Genomic DNA, 15,726 nt, shown 5'->3' on the forward strand with positions numbered 1-15,726 from the left:
ACCACTACTAGTGCCCCATTGGGGCGTTTATCCCCGATTGTCCAAATATTTCGGCAGAATCGGTAAGGCTGCCCTCTAGCTGGCGAAACAGGCAACGGAAGGGTGCCCAGCGAGCCTCCTCAGGACTCGTGGAATATTCGACTGACTGGCCTCACCAGTAACAGTCGTCCCGTCAATCCCCTCCTTTCACAAACCGGACAAACACCGATCTCTTACCGGTCATCAAATTTTCACGATAGAACGAGAACCCGACATTGCAACCACAGGCGTCGTTTTCGCGATAATGACTACGGATTTGGTGTTACGGTCTATCCCTGTTGTGCGTCAGGCACACAGCCCCCGGGAGCAGAAGCCACCCGGTCCCCCCGCCTGGCTCCATCTGAAGGGAGTCCCTGACATGAGGCTTGGCCGTCCCGCCAGGGCCGCCATCATCGGGTTAGCTTTGACACTCGGCGCCGTTGCGTGCAGCACGGGCGGCTCCACGACACCCAGCGCGGCACCGTCCGCATCCGCCGGCGGCCTGGAGAAGACGAAGATCAAGGTCGCCACCCTGCCCGCCATCGACAGTGCCGCCATCTATGTCGCCATCGACCAGAAGCTCTTCGAGAAGGAAGGGCTGGAGGTCACCCCGCAAGTGGTCCAGGCCGCGCCGGAGGCCATCCCCATGCTGGTCAAGGGCGAGATCGACGCGATGTTCGGCAACTACGTGTCGATGTTCCAGGCGCACGACAAGCAGGCGCTGAAGCTGCGCATCCTGGCCGAGGGCTCTCGCGCGGCCCCCGACTCGCTGAGCATCATGGCCCTGCCGAACTCCCCCATCAAGACCGCCAAGGACCTCGAAGGCAAGACGATCAACGTGAACGTCCTGCACAACTTCCAGGAACTGGCGCTGACGCAGGTGCTCAAGGCGAACAACGTCGACCCGTCCAAGATCAAGTACGTCCAGGTGACGTTCCAGAACATCATGCCCTCGTGGAAGGGCGGGCAGATCGACGCCGCGTACCTGGGCGAGCCCATGGTCACGGCGGCCACGTCCGCGATGGGCGCCCGCAAGATCCTCGACCCGGCGTCGGGTCCCGCCGCCGAGTTCCCGATCTCCGGGTACGTCAGCACGCAGGACTGGTACGACAAGAACCCGAAGACGGCGGCCGCGTTCCAGCGGGCCATCCACAATGCGGCCAAGCTCATGGAGAACAACCGCGAAGTGGTGGCCAAGGTGCTGCCGAACTTCACCCAGATCGACGCGGCCACCGCGGCCACCGTCACGTTCCCGTACTTCTCCAGCAACGACAACCCGGTCCGCCTCCAGCGGGTGGCCGACTGGATGCTGGAGGCCAAGTGGCTCACGAAGGCGATCGACGTCAAGTCGCTGATGTCGCCCACCACGTCCGGGTGAGCACTCAGACCCTGGCACCCGCCCGCCCGGCGTCCGCCGCGACACGCTGGTCACGCCGGGCGGGCGGAGCCCTCGCCTTCGCCGCCCTGATCGAACTGCTCAGCCGGACCGGGCTGGTGGACCCGGAGACCCTGCCGCCCGCGACGGCGATACTCGGGCGGGCGGTGACGCTGATGGCCGACCCCGCCTTCCGCGCCCACGCCCTGACGAGCCTGCTCGCCTGGGCGATCGGCCTCGGCCTCGCGGCGGTGATCGCGGTGCCGCTCGGGCTGCTGCTCGGCAGCGTGCCGATCGTCGACGCCGCCACGCGCTCGGTCGTGGAGTTCCTGCGGCCGATCCCGTCGGTGGCGCTGATCCCCTTGGTGTCCCTCCTGATCGGCACGGGCCTGCAGGTACGCGTCACGCTCGCGGTCTACGCCTCGTTGTGGCCGATCCTCTACAACACGATGTACGGCCTGCGCGGCGTCGACCCGCTCGCCAAGGAGTCGCTGCGGTCGTACGGCTTCGGCCCCCTGGCGGTGCTGCTGCGCGTGTCGCTGCCGTCGTCGGCGCCCTTCATCACCACCGGGTTCCGGCTGGCCGCCGGAGTGGCGCTCATCCTGATCGTCAGCACCGAGATCGTGGCCGGGCGGGGCGAGGGCATCGGCGTGTTCATCTTCTTCGCCGGCATCGCCGTACCCGCGCGGATGACCGACATCCTGGCCGCGGTGTTCTGGGTCGGGCTGTTCGGGGTGCTGGTGAACGCGCTGCTCGTGGCCGCCGAACGGCGGGCGTTCCGCTGGCACCACGCGCGCCTGGGAGAGACGGCATGAGGACCAGGGGCATGCGAGGGGCGGCGTTCCGGTCGCTGGTGCTGGTCGGGCTGATCCTCGCCTGGGAGGTGGCCACGCGACTGGCGGGCAGCACGTTCTTCCCCTCACCCAGCACGATCGTGGTCAGGATGCACGCGATGTGGTTCTCGGGCCCGCCGGGCACGCTGTTCCTGACCGAGGACGCCATCGGGAACATCCTGCCGAGCCTGGGCCGGATGGCCGCCGGGTTCGCGGGGGGCGCGCTGGCCGGGGTCGTGCTCGGGCTCGCACTGGGGCTGTCCGCGCGGGCGTACGACTATCTCGACGGGGTGCTGCAGTTCCTGCGGGCCATCCCGCCGCCCGCGCTGGTCACGGTCTTCGTGGTGGTGTTCGGGTTCGGGCTGCGGATGCAGCTGACGTTCATCGTCTTCAGCATCGTCTGGCCGGTGCTGCTCAACACCGCCGACGGCGCCCGCTCGGTCGAACCGCTGCTCCTGCAGACCGCCCAGGCGTTCCGGCTGTCGAGGGCCGAGCGGCTGTTCCGGGTGATCCTGCCGTCGGCGCTGCCCAAGATGTTCGCGGGGCTGCGGCTCGCGCTGTCGCTCTCCTTGATCGTCATGGTCTTCTCCGAGCTGCTGCCGGGCACCGTGAACGGCATCGGGTTCCAGCTCACGGCCGCGTACCAGACCTTCGACCTGCCCGCCATGTGGGGCGGGATCGTGCTGCTCGGCGTGCTGGGCTACGCCCTCAACGAGCTCTTCCTGGTCGTCGAACGACGGGTGCTGGCCTGGCACCATGCCGCCCAGCAACTTTCCAGCACGTAAGAGTAAGATCACACGCGTTTACAAGTATGCCGATTCCGGCTCGGATAGAGTATTTCCGGCTCCGAGTTGTCCATGGTCTCGCCCCTGAGGAACTCCATTGCTCGAGATAGACAACCTCTCCCACGTCTACGGCGGCGGTACCCCCAACGCGCACCACGCCATCGAGGGCCTCAACCTGAGCGTCGCCGCGGGTGAACTGCTGTGCATCGTCGGCCCCTCCGGGGCGGGCAAGTCGACCCTGCTGCGTTCGATCGCCGGGCTGCTCACGCCGACGGGCGGCCAGATCAAGGTCGAGGGCAACCTCGTACGCCAGACGCCGGACAACCTCGCCGTGGTCTTCCAGGACTACAGCCGCTCCCTGTTCCCGTGGATGTCGGTGGCCGACAACGTGGCGCTGCCGCTGCGCCGCAAGAACATGGACAAGCGCCAGCGCCGCGAGGCCGCCCAGGAGGCCCTGGAGTCGGTCGGCCTGGCAGGCGCGGAGCGCAAATACCCGTTCCAGCTGTCGGGGGGCATGCAGCAGCGGGTGGCGATCGCGCGGGCGCTGGCCTACCGTCCGGCGCTGATGCTCATGGACGAGCCCTTCGGCTCGGTCGACGCGCAGACCCGCGAGGACCTGGAGGACCTCGTCCTCAAGGTACGCGGCCACCACCAGATGACGATCGTGCTCATCACGCACGACATCGACGAGAGCGTCTACGTGGGCGACCGCGTGGTGGTCCTGTCCAAGGCCCCGGCCCACGTGGTCGGCGACCTCAAGGTCGAACTGCCCGGGCCGCGCGACCAGATCACGACCCGCGAACACCCGGACTTCGTCCACCTACGCGCCGAGGTCGGCCGCCTGGTCCGCGGCAGCCACGCCACCGTGTAGGTGGGCCGGGCTCCCCCACCCGTTGCCCATCTGGGTGGTGGGCCTGCTGACACCCGCCCCGAACAAAGGGCCTCGCTCCGCTCGGGCTGTCTTACCAGGGCGCCTCCGGCGCAAACCCACGCGCCTTCGGCGCCATCAGGCCCACCCGTTGACCGACGAGGCGGTGGGCCGACTGATGCCCACCCTGCCGTCTGGATCAGCAATGCTTGTCGGCCGCGACACCCGCTTCGATCTCGGCAACGGTGAGAACGCTCAACTAGAGATCCGGCCGGAAAATCGATCGAGCCCAGGCGATGCGATGCGTTGGGATCAGGCTTCGGCCTCGTGGTGAGCTCGGCGACGACATTGGTGCAGAGCAGATAGATCACTCGCCGCCCTGCCGCTCATCGTAGGAGCGGGCGCCGAACTCCACGCCCTCGAAGGGAGTCGAGAGAAGAAAGTCCATGAAACCGTCGTTGGCGAGCGTGGCCCAACGAGTGAGCGTGGACTCCAGCTCGGAGATGTCGGTCTCGGCGCCGAAGTGGACCAACTGGTCGTCGGGCAGGGACTCGCGGATCTCCCGAATGGTCCGCAGGGGATGCCTGTCATCCGGGCGAGCAGGAAGCGACATGCCATACATGGCACTCATCGTCACTCCTTCCTCTCGGCTTCGTTCCAGAACAGGGCCGATTGGCACCGACGTCAATCGGGCTGTATCGACTGGTCGCCTGCGTGCAAACACCAGGATCACCTTTGCCGATCGAGCTGCTCATCGGGCCCCACCACGCAGGATCTGCTCGAAGGTGTGCCTGGCGATCGCGGTCAATGTCCACACGGTTTCGTGGACGGTTCGCTTGTCGCGGTCGGTACGGCGGACGAAAGCCTGACCGGCCGCGGCGCGCAGCTCGTACGTCGTCGGCCGGCATTCGCACGTCCACGAGACGACGCGGATGCGCAAAGCCCGGCGGTCTGGTTGGTACCAGGCCAATATCAGGTGGCCCGGCTGGGGCGGTGCGGCGTGCGGGCCGTGGAAGTCGGAATCTCGCGCGCCATGTCACCACACCCTTCCTTCGAAGATCTCGACGAGGTTCTTGAGTGCGAGGTCGACACGGGCCATGACGAGTTCGCGGATGTGATCACCGCCCGGAGGCAGCCGGTATCCATGCTTCTCAAGCACGGCATGGATCTCAGCCGCCAAGGGTTCGAATCGTAGATCTGTGGTTGGACCTGCCATGGGCCGGACCTCCAGCGTCCGTTCTAGGGCCCCACTCCAGCGCTTCCACCGGCGTAGGCGATATAGGCATCATAACGAACTAGGCCATGGCTGGCCATGGCCGGGCCTACCTATCTCGGGATAATCCTGGCCGCCTAACCTTCCCATCGTGAGAATCGATCCCAATGGGCTGCGTGCGCCCTACCTCCAACTGGCGGACGCACTTCGTGCCCGCATCGAGGCCGGCGAGATTCCGCCTGGACGCAAGGTGCCGTCTCAGACGGAGTTGGAAGAGGAATCTGGTCTGTCCCGGAACACCGTGAAGAAGGCACTCGACGTGCTGAAGAACGAGGGCCTTCTGATCACCGCGCCCGGTCGCGGACTGTTCGTCACCGAACGCGACGACACCCAACAGGCCTGACGTCGAAGGCAGAGTACCGAGCCGGCTCTGATCGCGGAGATCGACGCACTCGGCAGACAGAAATACCGTTTTCGTTCGGCGGCATGACGTCGGGAATGGCGGCGTGGCAAAGTGAATCGGAACGAATTTGAGACTTCGATGGCACGGCTTGCGTACCACTTCGGTGGGAGGTCTTCATGACTACTCGTGCCGAGTTGATGAACGCGCTGCGCCGTGCACAGGAATTGTCTGACCAGCACTGGCACGCACTGGACCAGCCACTGTCGCAAATGTCGAGCGGGCGCACGTGGACGGGGCCGGTCGCCGATAGATTCGGCGGTGACCTGGCGCAGCAGCGTGCGGAGTTGTGGCGCGGACTTCGCGGGGTCATCGACCATCTCCACGAAACGATCTCCGACCAGACCGTGATGGGGCCGAGAGACGAATGACTTTCTCCTCGATCGACCCCAGAGAAATGCACCAGCTCGGCTCCGGCGTGCAAAATGCCGGAAAAGGCCTGGCCGAATGCGCGGCGCAGCTCCGGGCGATTCTGAACGAGGTCGAGCTCACCCACCCGGGAGTGGCGGCGATCGGCCGGATCGGGCAGTGGCTGACCGAGCAGGCCCCCGACCTCTACCGGCGGCGCGATCTCGCGTACGAGGCCGAGAAGGTCGACGTGGACGTGTTCGGCAACCCGCTCGCCGGTGCGGTCGCCCCTGCCGGGATGGCGCAGATCGACGAGTCGAGGATAATCCCGGCCAGGGTACGTGCCGAGGCGGCACAGGCGGCCCCGCTGTTCGCAGCCGCCGCGCGCGGGGACGCGGGCGCGCTGGAAAAGCTCGCCGCCTTCAAGGGGCGACTGTCCGACCCGCAGTTCGCCACCGCCCTCATCGAACAACTCGGCCCACAGGGTCTCTTGACGCTTCCCGCCACCATGGGAACGCGGGTACGCAAGGCGCTCGACGCCGATCGCGATTCGGCGGCGGCCATCCGGCGGCAGAATCGCGACGTGCTGTCCATGCTGAGCAAGGCCCTCGCCGCTGCCACCGACCCGACCAAGAACGCGCATGTCGGCCGGAAGTTCACGGAGGAGCTGAAGCGGCAGGGGCGCACGGAGATCCCGGCTCCTGACATGGGCGGGCTGACGAACCCTGGATATTGGTCACTCGGCCAGATCCTCGCGGCAGCGCCGAAAGAGGCGTACAGCGAGTGGTTCATGAGGACCATCGGCCAGGACATGATCCGGTGGGACCGCGACTACCTGAAAGAGCATCGCGTACGGTTCCTGCCGAAGGACACCGACGTCTACAACCTTCCCGCGCCCATCGACACGCGGCCGTTCCAGGATTCCGACGTCATCGGCGCCGCCGATCCGATCGCCGCGTTGATGACCGTTGCGAGCACGTCGCGAGAGCGCGCGCAGGCGCTGCTCGACAACAAGGACCTGCTGAAGTACCTGATGAGCGACCGCCGGCCCCAGTGGGAGATGGGCGATCGCGGCGAATCGCTGGGGGAGGCCATGGAGGCGGCGATGAAGGGCTCCGACGCCGACTCCAAGCGGCTGGCCGTCATGGCCACGCAAATACTCGCCGACGAGGTCAAGCCGCATGTGTCGTTCAACGACGCCGGAGAGCTCGAGATCAAGAACCCGTCGGAACTCGATCGCCTCTCCGGCATCCGCGACAACATGGGCCGCATCCTCGCGGAGCACACCGGCGACATCGTCAGCTCGTACTACAAGAACTACGCGCGGGCGAAGGACGGGGAGTTTACGGGCATCGTCGATGGGCGGCCGATCGCCGAATTCAGCCCGCCGGACATCGATCTTGTCCTGCTCGATGTGGCCGCCGATGAGAAGGGGTATCAGGCCCTGCTCTTCGGGCAGATCGCACACATGCGGGGCAGGATCGACCAGGCGATCGCGGCGCACGACAACACCTTTCTGCAAAACGTGATCACGAATGACTCCAAGGCGCTGGGGCACCTGCTCGAGGCCCGCAAGCTGGCGCTGGTCGGCCGAGGTAAGGAGGCCGACGCCGCGGACGCGGCCTTCCGGAAAATGGTCGAGGAGGGCATCGGCCTCGTCCCCATTCCCTTCGCCGGACAGGTGGGCAAAGTGGGACTCAAGGCGGCTGACACCATCTACGAGAACTTCGTCAAGGACGGCTACGCGAAGGCCGGAAACTGGCTGGTGGTACAGGCCGGACACGGCGGCGGGAAGACGGCCAAGGGCTTCGGTGCGGCCGCGTCTGATCAGAAGGCCGCCGAGCAGATGGTGAAACAGATGCTCGAGTCATCCTCTGTCGCCCACGGGTACTACGATCGTGGCGGTCTGAAAGAGCAACCTTTCGTGGAGAACGACCCGCCACAGGTCAAAGCTCCGCACCGGATGACCAGATACGAGTACGACAACTTCGTGAGTTGGCTGGACCGTCATTCCAGAGTGCCCGACAACTTCGGGAGTGCCCAAACGAAAGCCAAAACGGGGGCGGACGAATTCAAGATCAACATCGGTGGCCCTGAACAGAAGGCAGGGGACGATGACTAGGCGGCAGGCAGTGTGGCTCTGTCTGGCCGTCATGGTCCTGCCAACTGTCTCGTGCACGGCGAACGAATCAGTCGGCCCAACTCCTATACCCTCGTCTGCGCGGCGCGACGTCGCTGACCGCCCTCCCTATCTGTGTAATTTCATCCCACAGGCCGCAGTGGCCGAGTTGACCGGTTACACCGGCCAATACACGACTGGCCCCAGCAAGCGCTCCATTGCGGATAGCTGCGCGGTTATGAACGACGTGCAGAGCATCCTCCTCACGGGTTACGAGCGCTCAACCGAGCAGGAAGTCATCGAGAAGTGGATGCGGAACGGGGAGGTGAACGGCCAAGTCAAGCTCCCGCGGGAACTGGGCATAGGATCAATGGACAACTACGAGGTCCGTGGCTATCCGTTTCGTGCGGCTGGCGCCTTGTTCCATTGCGGGAACGAGAAGTCGCTCATCACCATCTACGTTAAGAAAAATCCAGCTCGGGACCAGGACCACGACCTCGTCCAGCTCATGCAGATCGCTCAGCGACGGTTCGCCGAGATGTTCAAGTGCACGCTTGGCGCCCTGCCATCCGGTTAACACATCGCCGACGCCGACCGATTGACCACATATGAGGATGGAAAGGCCCGATGCTGACTGACCGGGGTCGCGGCTCTTCCTGGGCCGTCTATCCACCTGACATCGCCGTCACCGTGTCGCCCGCCATCGGGCCCGGCCCCTTGACCGTCTTGGCGGTGGGCCTGCCGACGCCCACCCTGCCGTCTGGATCAGCTTCGCTTGGCCGCACCGGTCCAGGTGGAGCCGCCGACCTTCCGATGACGTTCGTACTCTCGTGGTGAAGCGTGGTTCGATGCACCCGGCGGGCCGTGGAGGCTGCCTCACCACATCAGCAAGAGCACTTCTGCGGTTCCGCGTTCGACGAGCCCGCCGAGTTCATCCCACAGACTTTTCAGCCGCCGAACGATCCGAGTCGATCACAGACTTCGAACATCTCCATGTGCCGCCATAGGCCCAGCCTGCCCGGCGCGCTCCGAACCTCGACTCCTCAGGTCGTCGGCATCGGACGACAACGTGATCGTGCACTGACGTAATACTTCCGCGGCTTCCGCCGACGAGCATGTTCCGCGTATAGCATTTCCAATGCCATAATGGTTCCATGGCTGACGACGTTGACTTTTTCCCTGGTGATGGCCCCGCCAGCGGCATCTCCGTCACCCTCACCGCCGGCACTCTGCAAGCGATCCGCGAGCGGGTCGGCAAGCGGGGCGTGTCCGCATACCTGGAGAGGGCTGCTCAGCGTCAGATCGAGCGAGACAATCTGGACGAGCTGATCGCCGACTTCGAGGAGGTTCACGGCCCTGCCGATCCTGCGGCCGTGGCGGCCAAGCGGGCTCGACTCACCGGCGATGCCCCAGGGGCAGGGGCCGCCGCGTGAGCGGTGCCCTGGTCCTGGACAGCGAGGGCTTGGCGAAGGCCGTGCAGCGGGATCGGGAGGTGCATGAGTGGCTGGCGGCGGCCCGGGACGCGGACCTTCCGGTTGTGACCTCGGCGGCAGTGCTGGTCGAGGTGATTCACCCAAAGATCAACGACGTCGCGTTGAAGTGGACACTGTCGCGCCTTCGCGTGGAGCCGGTCACGCAGGCTGTCGCCCAGTCCGCCGCCACTCTTCTGCGGAGCGCGGGGTTGCACGGTCACAAGTACGCCATCGACGCCATGCTGTGCGCGACTGCCCTCCAGCATCCGGGCCAGGTGACGATCCTGACCTCCGACGCCGAAGACATTCGCCTGCTCATGGCCGATCATCCGCGAGTAGTAGCTGAGAAGGTCTGAAGCCCCGCTGGTTGTGCCCAGCGACGGGATGAATGCCATATACGGCCTCGATCGCCTAGCCTGTTTTCGTGGATGATGTCCTGGCGGGCCAGGGTTGCGCTTGGGTGTTCGAGGCGGATGCGCTGCGGATAAGGCCCGAAGGCGCCAAGGTCCCCAAACTCGTTTCCGAGCTCGGTGAACGTGTCATCCCCCATGGGGCGATCGCCGAGGTGACCGTGGCGGCGGGTAAGAGGGGCACCGTGGTGCTGCGCGTGGTGCCCAGGCGGGGTGCCGATCCGGTCATGACCGCGGCGGCCGGGCAGCTCAGGGAGGCGGCCGAGCCCTACCGGCTCGTGCTTCCCTCCGGACGGGAGACGCTCGCCGACTATTACGCGGATGAGTTGCGGGCGGCTATCGGCGAGTCCGGGCCGGTGACGCGGTTCATGGTGGAGGCGCCTTCGGTGCCCCGTTCGTTCAAGGGGTGGGACGGGGCGGCGACGTTCGACGGTGAGGCCATCACGTTCACGTGGTTCTGGTCGGGGGCGTCGACCGCCAAATACTCCGCGGGTGACCAGCGGTTCTCGGTCTCGGATCTGGAGAGCGTCGAGTGGCACGCGCCGGAGGGGGCGAGCGGCTGTCTTCGGTTGAGGGTTCGCGGGGGGCGGCCGGATCCCGATCCGAACAAGGATCCGGCCTCTGTCGTCTTCGGGCTCGGTTGGGGGGCGACGCACAAGTCCCTGCCCTTCGCGGCCGCCGTTCTCGCGTCGATCCCGGCCCCGGCGGTCCCGGAGGTGCGCCGGGCGCCGTCGGGTGCCGAGGTGGCCGAGCTGATCGCCAAGCTGGGCGATCTGCGGGACGCCGGGCTGCTCTCCGAGGAGGAGTTCCAGGCGAAGAAGGCTGAGCTGTTGTCCCGCATGTGAGTCCGGGTGAGGACGGGCCCGCACGTGAGTCGGGGTGGGGCCCGGCTCCCAGGTGAGCCCGGGTGCGGACGGGTGGGGACACGCGGGGGCGGGTGGGGGCGGGCGACGGGTCAGAGGGTGGTCAGGCGGATGGTTGAGCCGCCGTGGCCGAGCTTCAGCGACACCTGTCCCGCTGGGGCGTCGGAGTCGATCTCCGGGTAGTCATCGCTGGACACCGTGACGCTGATGCTGTGCCCGGCCGCGACACGATAGTGCGTGGGCCAGGTGCGGATGTCCAGGTCGTACGTCTTGCCGGGGCGTACCGGGACCGCGCGCTCGTGGCCGGAGCGGTGGCTCGCCTTCAGCCAGCCCTGGGTGATGCGGGTGGACGTGCCGTCGGGGGCGACGTCCTGCACCACGACCGCGAGGTTGCCGTCGGCCGCCGTGAACGAGGCCCGTACCTTGGCCTGGACCTCCCCCGCGAGGACCAGGTCGCGCTGGAGCGGCCCGGTCGCGAACGACAGCCGCTGACCCGGCCCGCCCGAGACCGGCTCGGTGTTGACCTCGAAGGTGCGGGTGGCGGGCCTGCCGGGGTCGGGGGCCAGGGTGCCGTCCGCCCCGAGGCCGAGCTTCACCGGCCGCGCTCCGGCAGGGGGCCAGCTGTCGAACTGCTGCCACCCCGTACCCGGCACCTCATAGGAGGTCACCCTGGCGGCGGGTAGCGGGGTGCCGGGGCGGCGGGCCAGCCAGCGGTCCCACCAGGCGAGATAAGCGCCGTTGCCGATGTCGGCGGGCTGCCCGGCCGGCCAGCCGTGCACCCAGGGGCCGGACACCAGCCAGACGTTGCGCTCGCGCGCCTGGAGGTTCTCCACCATGCCCTGGCGGTAGCGGTCGTACCAGCCGGCGATCTCCAGGACGGGGACGTCGAGGTTCTTCCAGCGGGACTTGACGCTGCGTTCGCGCCAGAAGTCGTCGTAGAGGGGGTGCTGGGCGTACGTGACGAGGGTGTCGGGGGCGACGGAGCGCTGCCAGTCGCGGATCCTGGCCGAGTAGATGCCGCCCCGGTAGATGGTGTTCTCGTACCAGTCGCTGATGCCGTCCACGGGGATGATGGCGGCCAGGTGGGGTGGCTTGTTGACGGCGACGAGCAGGGACGAGTGCCCGCCGTAGCTGACGCCCGTCTGGCCGATCCGGCCCGTCGACCAGGGCTGGGCTGGGCTGCCAGCCACTCGATGAGGTCGTAGTTGTCGCGCTGCTCCTGGCCGCTGAAGGGGTCGAGGTAGCCGGGCGAGTCGCCTGAGCCCCGAACGTTGCACACGGCCGCGACGTAACCCCGGGTGACGAAGTACGCGGCGGCCTGGCCCTGGGGGCCTAGCTGGTTGTAAGCGTTGTAGTCGTAGACGATGCCGGGGAAGCGGCCGGGGGCGGGGGTGCCGTCGGCGGTGGCGGGACGGTGCAGGTCGCAGGCCAGGTGGCTGCCGTCGCGCAGGGGTACGGTGACGCGTTCCCGGTGGACGCCGTACTCGGCGGGGCGGTCGTAGGCGAAGAACGGGTCGGGAGGGAGGGATGTGGGAAGAGCGGGTTCGGCGGCTGCGGGAAGGGCGGGGCCGCAGGTCAGGGCCAGGGCGGCGGCGGAAAGTGCGGCCATGATCTTGAGGGGTTTCATCTTCCGGTCCTCTGGGGTGAAGAGCGAGGGGTGGGTTAGAGGGGGTGGGAGGACGGAGGGGGGCCGAGGGGGGTGCCGCCGGGGCCGGTGGTGAAGGTGAGCCAGGGCTGTGGCGGCCGGAGGCGGCCCGTGGCCGGGTCCGTCTGGCCGACTCCGGGGCGGGAGTAGTCGCACACGCCCGCGGGGAAGGCCGAGCGCAGCCGCGCCCACTGCTCCCCCGTGAACGCGACGCCGTCGTAGTCCCCCCGCCGCAGCGGCTTGAGGCGGCATTTCAGCAGGTCGCTGGCCGGCCCCTCGCCGGCCGCGACCCGGGTGTCGGCCTTGTGCGGGTACGCCTGGTCGCAGGCGGCCTGGTCGGTGACCTTGGCGCCGGAGATCCAGCAGGCGTCCACGGCCTCGGTGGGCCGGTGGCGGACGACCTTGGCGGGCAGCGGGATCGGCCGGCGGTCGGCCTCGACGGCGGCGAGCCAGCGGTCCATGACGTCCAGGGGCGAGCCGTCGCTGCCGTTCGTCCAGAGCACCTGGTTGCGGTGGTGGCCGTTGGCCCGGTCGAGCCGGTTGCGGAGCACGAGGCTGCGCCACGGGTAGTGGTAGTCGTTGTTGTCGGTGCCGCGGACCACGAGGATCGGCACCTGGGCCAGCCCCCGGCCGAAGACGACGCGTCCGGTCCGGTGCGCGATCTCGACGGCCGCGGCGTCGGCCTCGCTCCGCGACGGGGTCCAGGTCATGTCGATGTCGAAGCCGCCGACCCGCTGGTTGAGGTCGACGAACTGCTCGGCGCTGATGCGGCCGTCGCGCAGCGCGGTCAGGCCGTACTGGACGCCGACGTTGTCCCACGGCCGCCGGGCGCACGGCACGCCGGCGCACCCCTGCGGACGGGTGCCGTAAATGGAGATCATGAAGTCCTGGAGGGTGCAGCGGACGCCGCCGGGGTTGCGTGCCGGGTCATAGCTCGCCTCGCCCGCGCAGGACGTGCCGTCGTCGGGCTTCATGTAGTCGGGGGCGCGGCCCGCGGAGGTGGCGCAGACGCCGGTGCCGCCGTGCCCGAAGACGGCGGTCCTGTCGTCGGGGTCGCTCCACAGCGGCGAGGCGTCCATGGCGCGGACCAGCGCGGCGCAGTCGCCGAACTCGCGGTAGGCCCCGACGATCTGGTCCGGCCAGTCCTGGGTCGGCAGGAGGCCGTCCAGCAGGCCCGGGTAGGCGTCGGCGACGAGGTACTGCTGGAGCGCCCCGCCCGAGCCGCCGCGGCCGATGGTGTAGCGGACCTCGCCGTACGTCTCGACGACGTGCTCCTTGACCATCATGACGGTCTCGGCGGAGGTGACGTCGTTGCTGTGCAGGGAGTTGTCGGTCATCGTGGACGACGCCACCGCGAACCCCCTGGCGGCCGCCTCCTGCGCCTCCGGCATGCTCAGCCCGCGGGAGACGCCCTGCCGGTACTGCTGGCCCGTGCCCGCCCCGAACACCCACACCAGCTTGTGGTTCCAGTTCGCCGGCACGAGCACGTCGTAGATCCCGCGGTTGACGGTGCCGCGTTCGAGGGTGGCCTTGACGCCGTTGCCGAGGGTGATCTCGCTGCGGACCGGGACGGCGTCGCACCGGTCGTTCAGCGCGGGGCCGAGGCCGTTCTCGGCGGTCTGGCACTGCCACGGCCGCACCTGCGGGCCCGAGAACACCGGGCCGCCCGGCGGGTGGTCAGTGATGGTCAGCCGCTCGGCCCGTCCTCGCGGCGGCCGGACGGTCAGGACGTTCGCGCCGGGCGAGAGGCCGTCGACCAGCCCGGTCAGGGTGCCGTCCGGCCCGGGTACGAAGCGGGAGGTGACGTCGGCGCCGTTGAGCTCGACCCGTACCCGTGCGGAGCCGGTGACCCTGACCAGCGCGTCACCTCCCGAGACCAGGTCGGCCCGGTTCGAGAGCACGTGGATGTCGAGATCCGGCTGCGGCGGGGACAGCGGCAGCGCCACCAGCGCCGGTATGAGGGCAAGCTCGCGCCAGGTCATGTCACTCTCCGGGGGTCAGAGGGAGAACGCGCCCGTGAGCAGCGCGACCACGGTCATCACGAGGGTGGTGGCGAAGGCCCACTTGAAGATGAAGCGCTGGTGCTCGCCCAGTTGCACGCCGCTCATCCCGACCAGGATGAACGTGGACGCGGTGAGCGGGCTCAGCGGGAACCCGGTGGTCATCTGGCCGAGGATGGCCGCCCTGGCCACCTCGGCCGGAGCGCCGCCGAAGCCGCTGACGGTCTCGGCGAGCACGGGCAGGACGCCGAAGTAGTAGGCGTCGGGGGTGAAGACCAGGCTGAGCGGCATGCCGGTGAGCGCCACGAGCACGGGCAGGTGCCCGCCGAGGGAGTCGGGGATGACGCTCACGAACGCCGACGCCATGCTGCTGATCATCTTGGTGCCGGTGAGGACACCGGTGAACACGCCGGCCGCGAAGATCATCGTGGTGACCAGGACGACGCTCTTGCCGTGCTTCTCCAGGAGTTCCTGCTGGCGTTCCCAGGTCGGGTGGTTGACCAGCAGCGCGATCGCGAACCCGACCACGAACAGCACCGGCAGCGGCATCACCTGCAGCACGAGCCCGACCAGCAGGGCGACCGTGAGGACCAGGTTGAAGGCGGTCAGAGCCGGGTGGACGGGCGCCCGCTGGGTGCCGGGGCCCTCGCCGACCAGCCGCTCTTCAGGCATCTCGGGGGCGGAGATCGTGCCGAGGCGGCGGCGCTCCTTGAGCCCGATCAGGTACGACGCCACCAGCACCCACGCGATGCCCGCCGCCATCGCGGGCAGGACCGGCGTGAACACCTGGGAGCTGTCCAGCTTCAGCGCCGCCATCGCGCGGGCGGTGGGCCCGCCCCAGGGGATGAGGTTCATGACCCCGGCGCCCAGGCAGACGACGCCCGACAGGACGAGCGGGCTCATGCCGAGCCGCCGGTAGACCGGCAGCAACGCCGAGACCGTGATGAGGAACGTCGAGGCGCCGTCGCCGTCGAGGGCCACGCACATGGTCAGTACGGCGGTGCCGACGGCGATGCGGAGCGGATCGCCCTTGGCCACGCGCAGGATGCCCCGGATGAGCGGATCGAAGAGACCGGCGTCGATCATCAGGCTGAAGTACAGGACCGCGAACGCGATCATGATGCCGGTCGGCGCGACCTTGGTCAGCCCGTCGAGGACCATCTTCCCCAGCTCGCCGCCGAAGCCCCCGGCCAGCGCCGCCAGAACCGGGATCAGCACCAGCGCGATCAGGACCGACACGCGCTTGGTCATGGTGAGCAGCAGGAACAGAACGATCGTGGTGAATCCCAGGGCCGCTAGCATCGGTGTTCGCCTTCT

At 67.9% G+C, this 15,726-nt stretch carries 17 protein-coding genes and 1 pseudogene; 13 read left to right on the plus strand and 5 right to left on the minus strand.

What is annotated here, in order from left to right; translation table 11 throughout:
• The first annotated feature begins 397 nt into the window (after nucleotides 1-397).
• From ACIHFD_RS23885 to ACIHFD_RS23905, 5 genes are all read left to right on the plus strand, one after another.
• Nucleotides 398-1,396 carry an ABC transporter substrate-binding protein gene (locus ACIHFD_RS23885; protein ID WP_350730298.1) on the plus strand — a complete coding sequence of 333 codons (999 nt, stop codon included), beginning with the start codon at nucleotides 398-400 and terminating at the stop codon, nucleotides 1,394-1,396.
• Nucleotides 1,393-2,208, plus strand: a complete 816-nt coding sequence (locus tag ACIHFD_RS23890; RefSeq protein WP_397368753.1) for an ABC transporter permease — start codon at nucleotides 1,393-1,395, stop codon at nucleotides 2,206-2,208. Before ACIHFD_RS23885 ends, ACIHFD_RS23890 begins: the two co-directional genes overlap by 4 nt.
• Complete coding sequence (locus ACIHFD_RS23895) at nucleotides 2,205-3,011, plus strand: ABC transporter permease (RefSeq protein ID WP_397368754.1); 807 nt, start codon at nucleotides 2,205-2,207, stop codon at nucleotides 3,009-3,011. The genes ACIHFD_RS23890 and ACIHFD_RS23895 overlap by 4 nt, the downstream gene beginning before the upstream one ends.
• 97 nt (nucleotides 3,012-3,108) lie before the next feature.
• A complete protein-coding gene (locus ACIHFD_RS23900; protein WP_319718892.1) occupies nucleotides 3,109-3,882 on the plus strand; it encodes an ABC transporter ATP-binding protein in 774 nt (257 codons plus the stop codon).
• Between the two features lie 148 nt (nucleotides 3,883-4,030).
• Nucleotides 4,031-4,213, plus strand: coding sequence for a hypothetical protein (locus ACIHFD_RS23905; RefSeq protein WP_397368755.1), 183 nt, complete (start codon nucleotides 4,031-4,033; stop codon nucleotides 4,211-4,213).
• Between the two features lie 33 nt (nucleotides 4,214-4,246).
• On the opposite strand, the gene ACIHFD_RS23910 is transcribed toward ACIHFD_RS23905, so the two are convergent.
• Nucleotides 4,247-4,510, minus strand: a complete 264-nt coding sequence (locus ACIHFD_RS23910) for a hypothetical protein (RefSeq protein WP_397368756.1) — start codon at nucleotides 4,508-4,510, stop codon at nucleotides 4,247-4,249.
• Between the two features lie 192 nt (nucleotides 4,511-4,702).
• Between ACIHFD_RS23910 and ACIHFD_RS23915 the strand changes: the two genes are divergently transcribed.
• The 8 genes from ACIHFD_RS23915 (at nucleotide 4,703) to ACIHFD_RS23950 (ending at nucleotide 10,746) form a co-directional block, all read left to right on the plus strand.
• Nucleotides 4,703-5,074: a hypothetical protein gene (locus ACIHFD_RS23915; protein WP_397368757.1), complete on the plus strand. Its 372-nt coding sequence runs from the start codon at nucleotides 4,703-4,705 to the stop codon at nucleotides 5,072-5,074.
• A gap of 169 nt (nucleotides 5,075-5,243) precedes the next feature.
• Nucleotides 5,244-5,495 carry a winged helix-turn-helix domain-containing protein gene (locus ACIHFD_RS23920; protein WP_357743122.1) on the plus strand — a complete coding sequence of 84 codons (252 nt, stop codon included), beginning with the start codon at nucleotides 5,244-5,246 and terminating at the stop codon, nucleotides 5,493-5,495.
• A gap of 176 nt (nucleotides 5,496-5,671) precedes the next feature.
• The gene (locus tag ACIHFD_RS23925; RefSeq protein WP_397368758.1) at nucleotides 5,672-5,923 is read left to right on the plus strand and encodes a hypothetical protein; all 252 of its coding nucleotides are present in this window, start codon (nucleotides 5,672-5,674) and stop codon (nucleotides 5,921-5,923) included.
• Nucleotides 5,924-5,949: 26 nt separating this feature from the next.
• Entirely contained in the window at nucleotides 5,950-8,022 is a 2,073-nt protein-coding gene (locus tag ACIHFD_RS23930; protein ID WP_397368759.1) for a hypothetical protein, read from the plus strand.
• Nucleotides 8,023-8,257: 235 nt separating this feature from the next.
• The gene (locus tag ACIHFD_RS23935; RefSeq protein ID WP_397368761.1) at nucleotides 8,258-8,596 is read left to right on the plus strand and encodes a hypothetical protein; all 339 of its coding nucleotides are present in this window, start codon (nucleotides 8,258-8,260) and stop codon (nucleotides 8,594-8,596) included.
• A gap of 577 nt (nucleotides 8,597-9,173) precedes the next feature.
• On the plus strand, nucleotides 9,174-9,452 hold the full coding sequence (locus ACIHFD_RS23940) for a hypothetical protein (protein WP_355207071.1): 279 nt from the start codon (nucleotides 9,174-9,176) through the stop codon (nucleotides 9,450-9,452).
• The gene (locus tag ACIHFD_RS23945; protein WP_355207074.1) at nucleotides 9,449-9,847 is read left to right on the plus strand and encodes a PIN domain-containing protein; all 399 of its coding nucleotides are present in this window, start codon (nucleotides 9,449-9,451) and stop codon (nucleotides 9,845-9,847) included. Before ACIHFD_RS23940 ends, ACIHFD_RS23945 begins: the two co-directional genes overlap by 4 nt.
• A gap of 68 nt (nucleotides 9,848-9,915) precedes the next feature.
• Nucleotides 9,916-10,746: a DUF4429 domain-containing protein gene (locus ACIHFD_RS23950; RefSeq protein ID WP_397368762.1), complete on the plus strand. Its 831-nt coding sequence runs from the start codon at nucleotides 9,916-9,918 to the stop codon at nucleotides 10,744-10,746.
• A 110-nt stretch (nucleotides 10,747-10,856) separates the two neighbouring features.
• Here the strand turns inward: ACIHFD_RS23950 and ACIHFD_RS23955 are convergent, their stop codons facing one another.
• The 4 genes and pseudogenes from ACIHFD_RS23955 to ACIHFD_RS23970 all read right to left on the minus strand — a co-directional run bounded on the left by ACIHFD_RS23955 (nucleotide 10,857) and on the right by ACIHFD_RS23970 (nucleotide 15,711).
• Nucleotides 10,857-11,954: a CocE/NonD family hydrolase gene (locus ACIHFD_RS23955; protein WP_397368764.1), complete on the minus strand. Its 1,098-nt coding sequence runs from the start codon at nucleotides 11,952-11,954 to the stop codon at nucleotides 10,857-10,859.
• A gap of 38 nt (nucleotides 11,955-11,992) precedes the next feature.
• Nucleotides 11,993-12,391 (minus strand): annotated as a pseudogene (locus tag ACIHFD_RS23960) (CocE/NonD family hydrolase); the annotation flags it as partial.
• A 35-nt stretch (nucleotides 12,392-12,426) separates the two neighbouring features.
• Nucleotides 12,427-14,391: a DUF6351 family protein gene (locus tag ACIHFD_RS23965; protein ID WP_397368765.1), complete on the minus strand. Its 1,965-nt coding sequence runs from the start codon at nucleotides 14,389-14,391 to the stop codon at nucleotides 12,427-12,429.
• A gap of 15 nt (nucleotides 14,392-14,406) precedes the next feature.
• Nucleotides 14,407-15,711 carry a CitMHS family transporter gene (locus ACIHFD_RS23970; protein WP_397368766.1) on the minus strand — a complete coding sequence of 435 codons (1,305 nt, stop codon included), beginning with the start codon at nucleotides 15,709-15,711 and terminating at the stop codon, nucleotides 14,407-14,409.
• Nucleotides 15,712-15,726 lie beyond the last annotated feature (15 nt).

This window comes from Nonomuraea sp. NPDC051941 (assembly GCF_044593615.1).

Bases quoted from the DNA above. Each gene is read 5' to 3' on its own strand.
- ACIHFD_RS23885 (WP_350730298.1), top strand. From the start codon at position 398: ATGAGGCTTGGCCGTCCCGCCAGGGCCGCCATCATCGGGTTAGCTTTG.
- ACIHFD_RS23895 (WP_397368754.1), top strand. From the start codon at position 2,205: ATGAGGACCAGGGGCATGCGAGGGGCGGCGTTCCGGTCGCTGGTGCTG.
- ACIHFD_RS23910 (WP_397368756.1), bottom strand. From the start codon at position 4,510: ATGAGTGCCATGTATGGCATGTCGCTTCCTGCTCGCCCGGATGACAGG.
- ACIHFD_RS23925 (WP_397368758.1), top strand. From the start codon at position 5,672: ATGACTACTCGTGCCGAGTTGATGAACGCGCTGCGCCGTGCACAGGAA.
- ACIHFD_RS23930 (WP_397368759.1), top strand. From the start codon at position 5,950: ATGCACCAGCTCGGCTCCGGCGTGCAAAATGCCGGAAAAGGCCTGGCC.
- ACIHFD_RS23935 (WP_397368761.1), top strand. From the start codon at position 8,258: ATGAACGACGTGCAGAGCATCCTCCTCACGGGTTACGAGCGCTCAACC.
- ACIHFD_RS23940 (WP_355207071.1), top strand. From the start codon at position 9,174: ATGGCTGACGACGTTGACTTTTTCCCTGGTGATGGCCCCGCCAGCGGC.
- ACIHFD_RS23965 (WP_397368765.1), bottom strand. From the start codon at position 14,391: ATGACCTGGCGCGAGCTTGCCCTCATACCGGCGCTGGTGGCGCTGCCG.
- ACIHFD_RS23970 (WP_397368766.1), bottom strand. From the start codon at position 15,711: ATGCTAGCGGCCCTGGGATTCACCACGATCGTTCTGTTCCTGCTGCTC.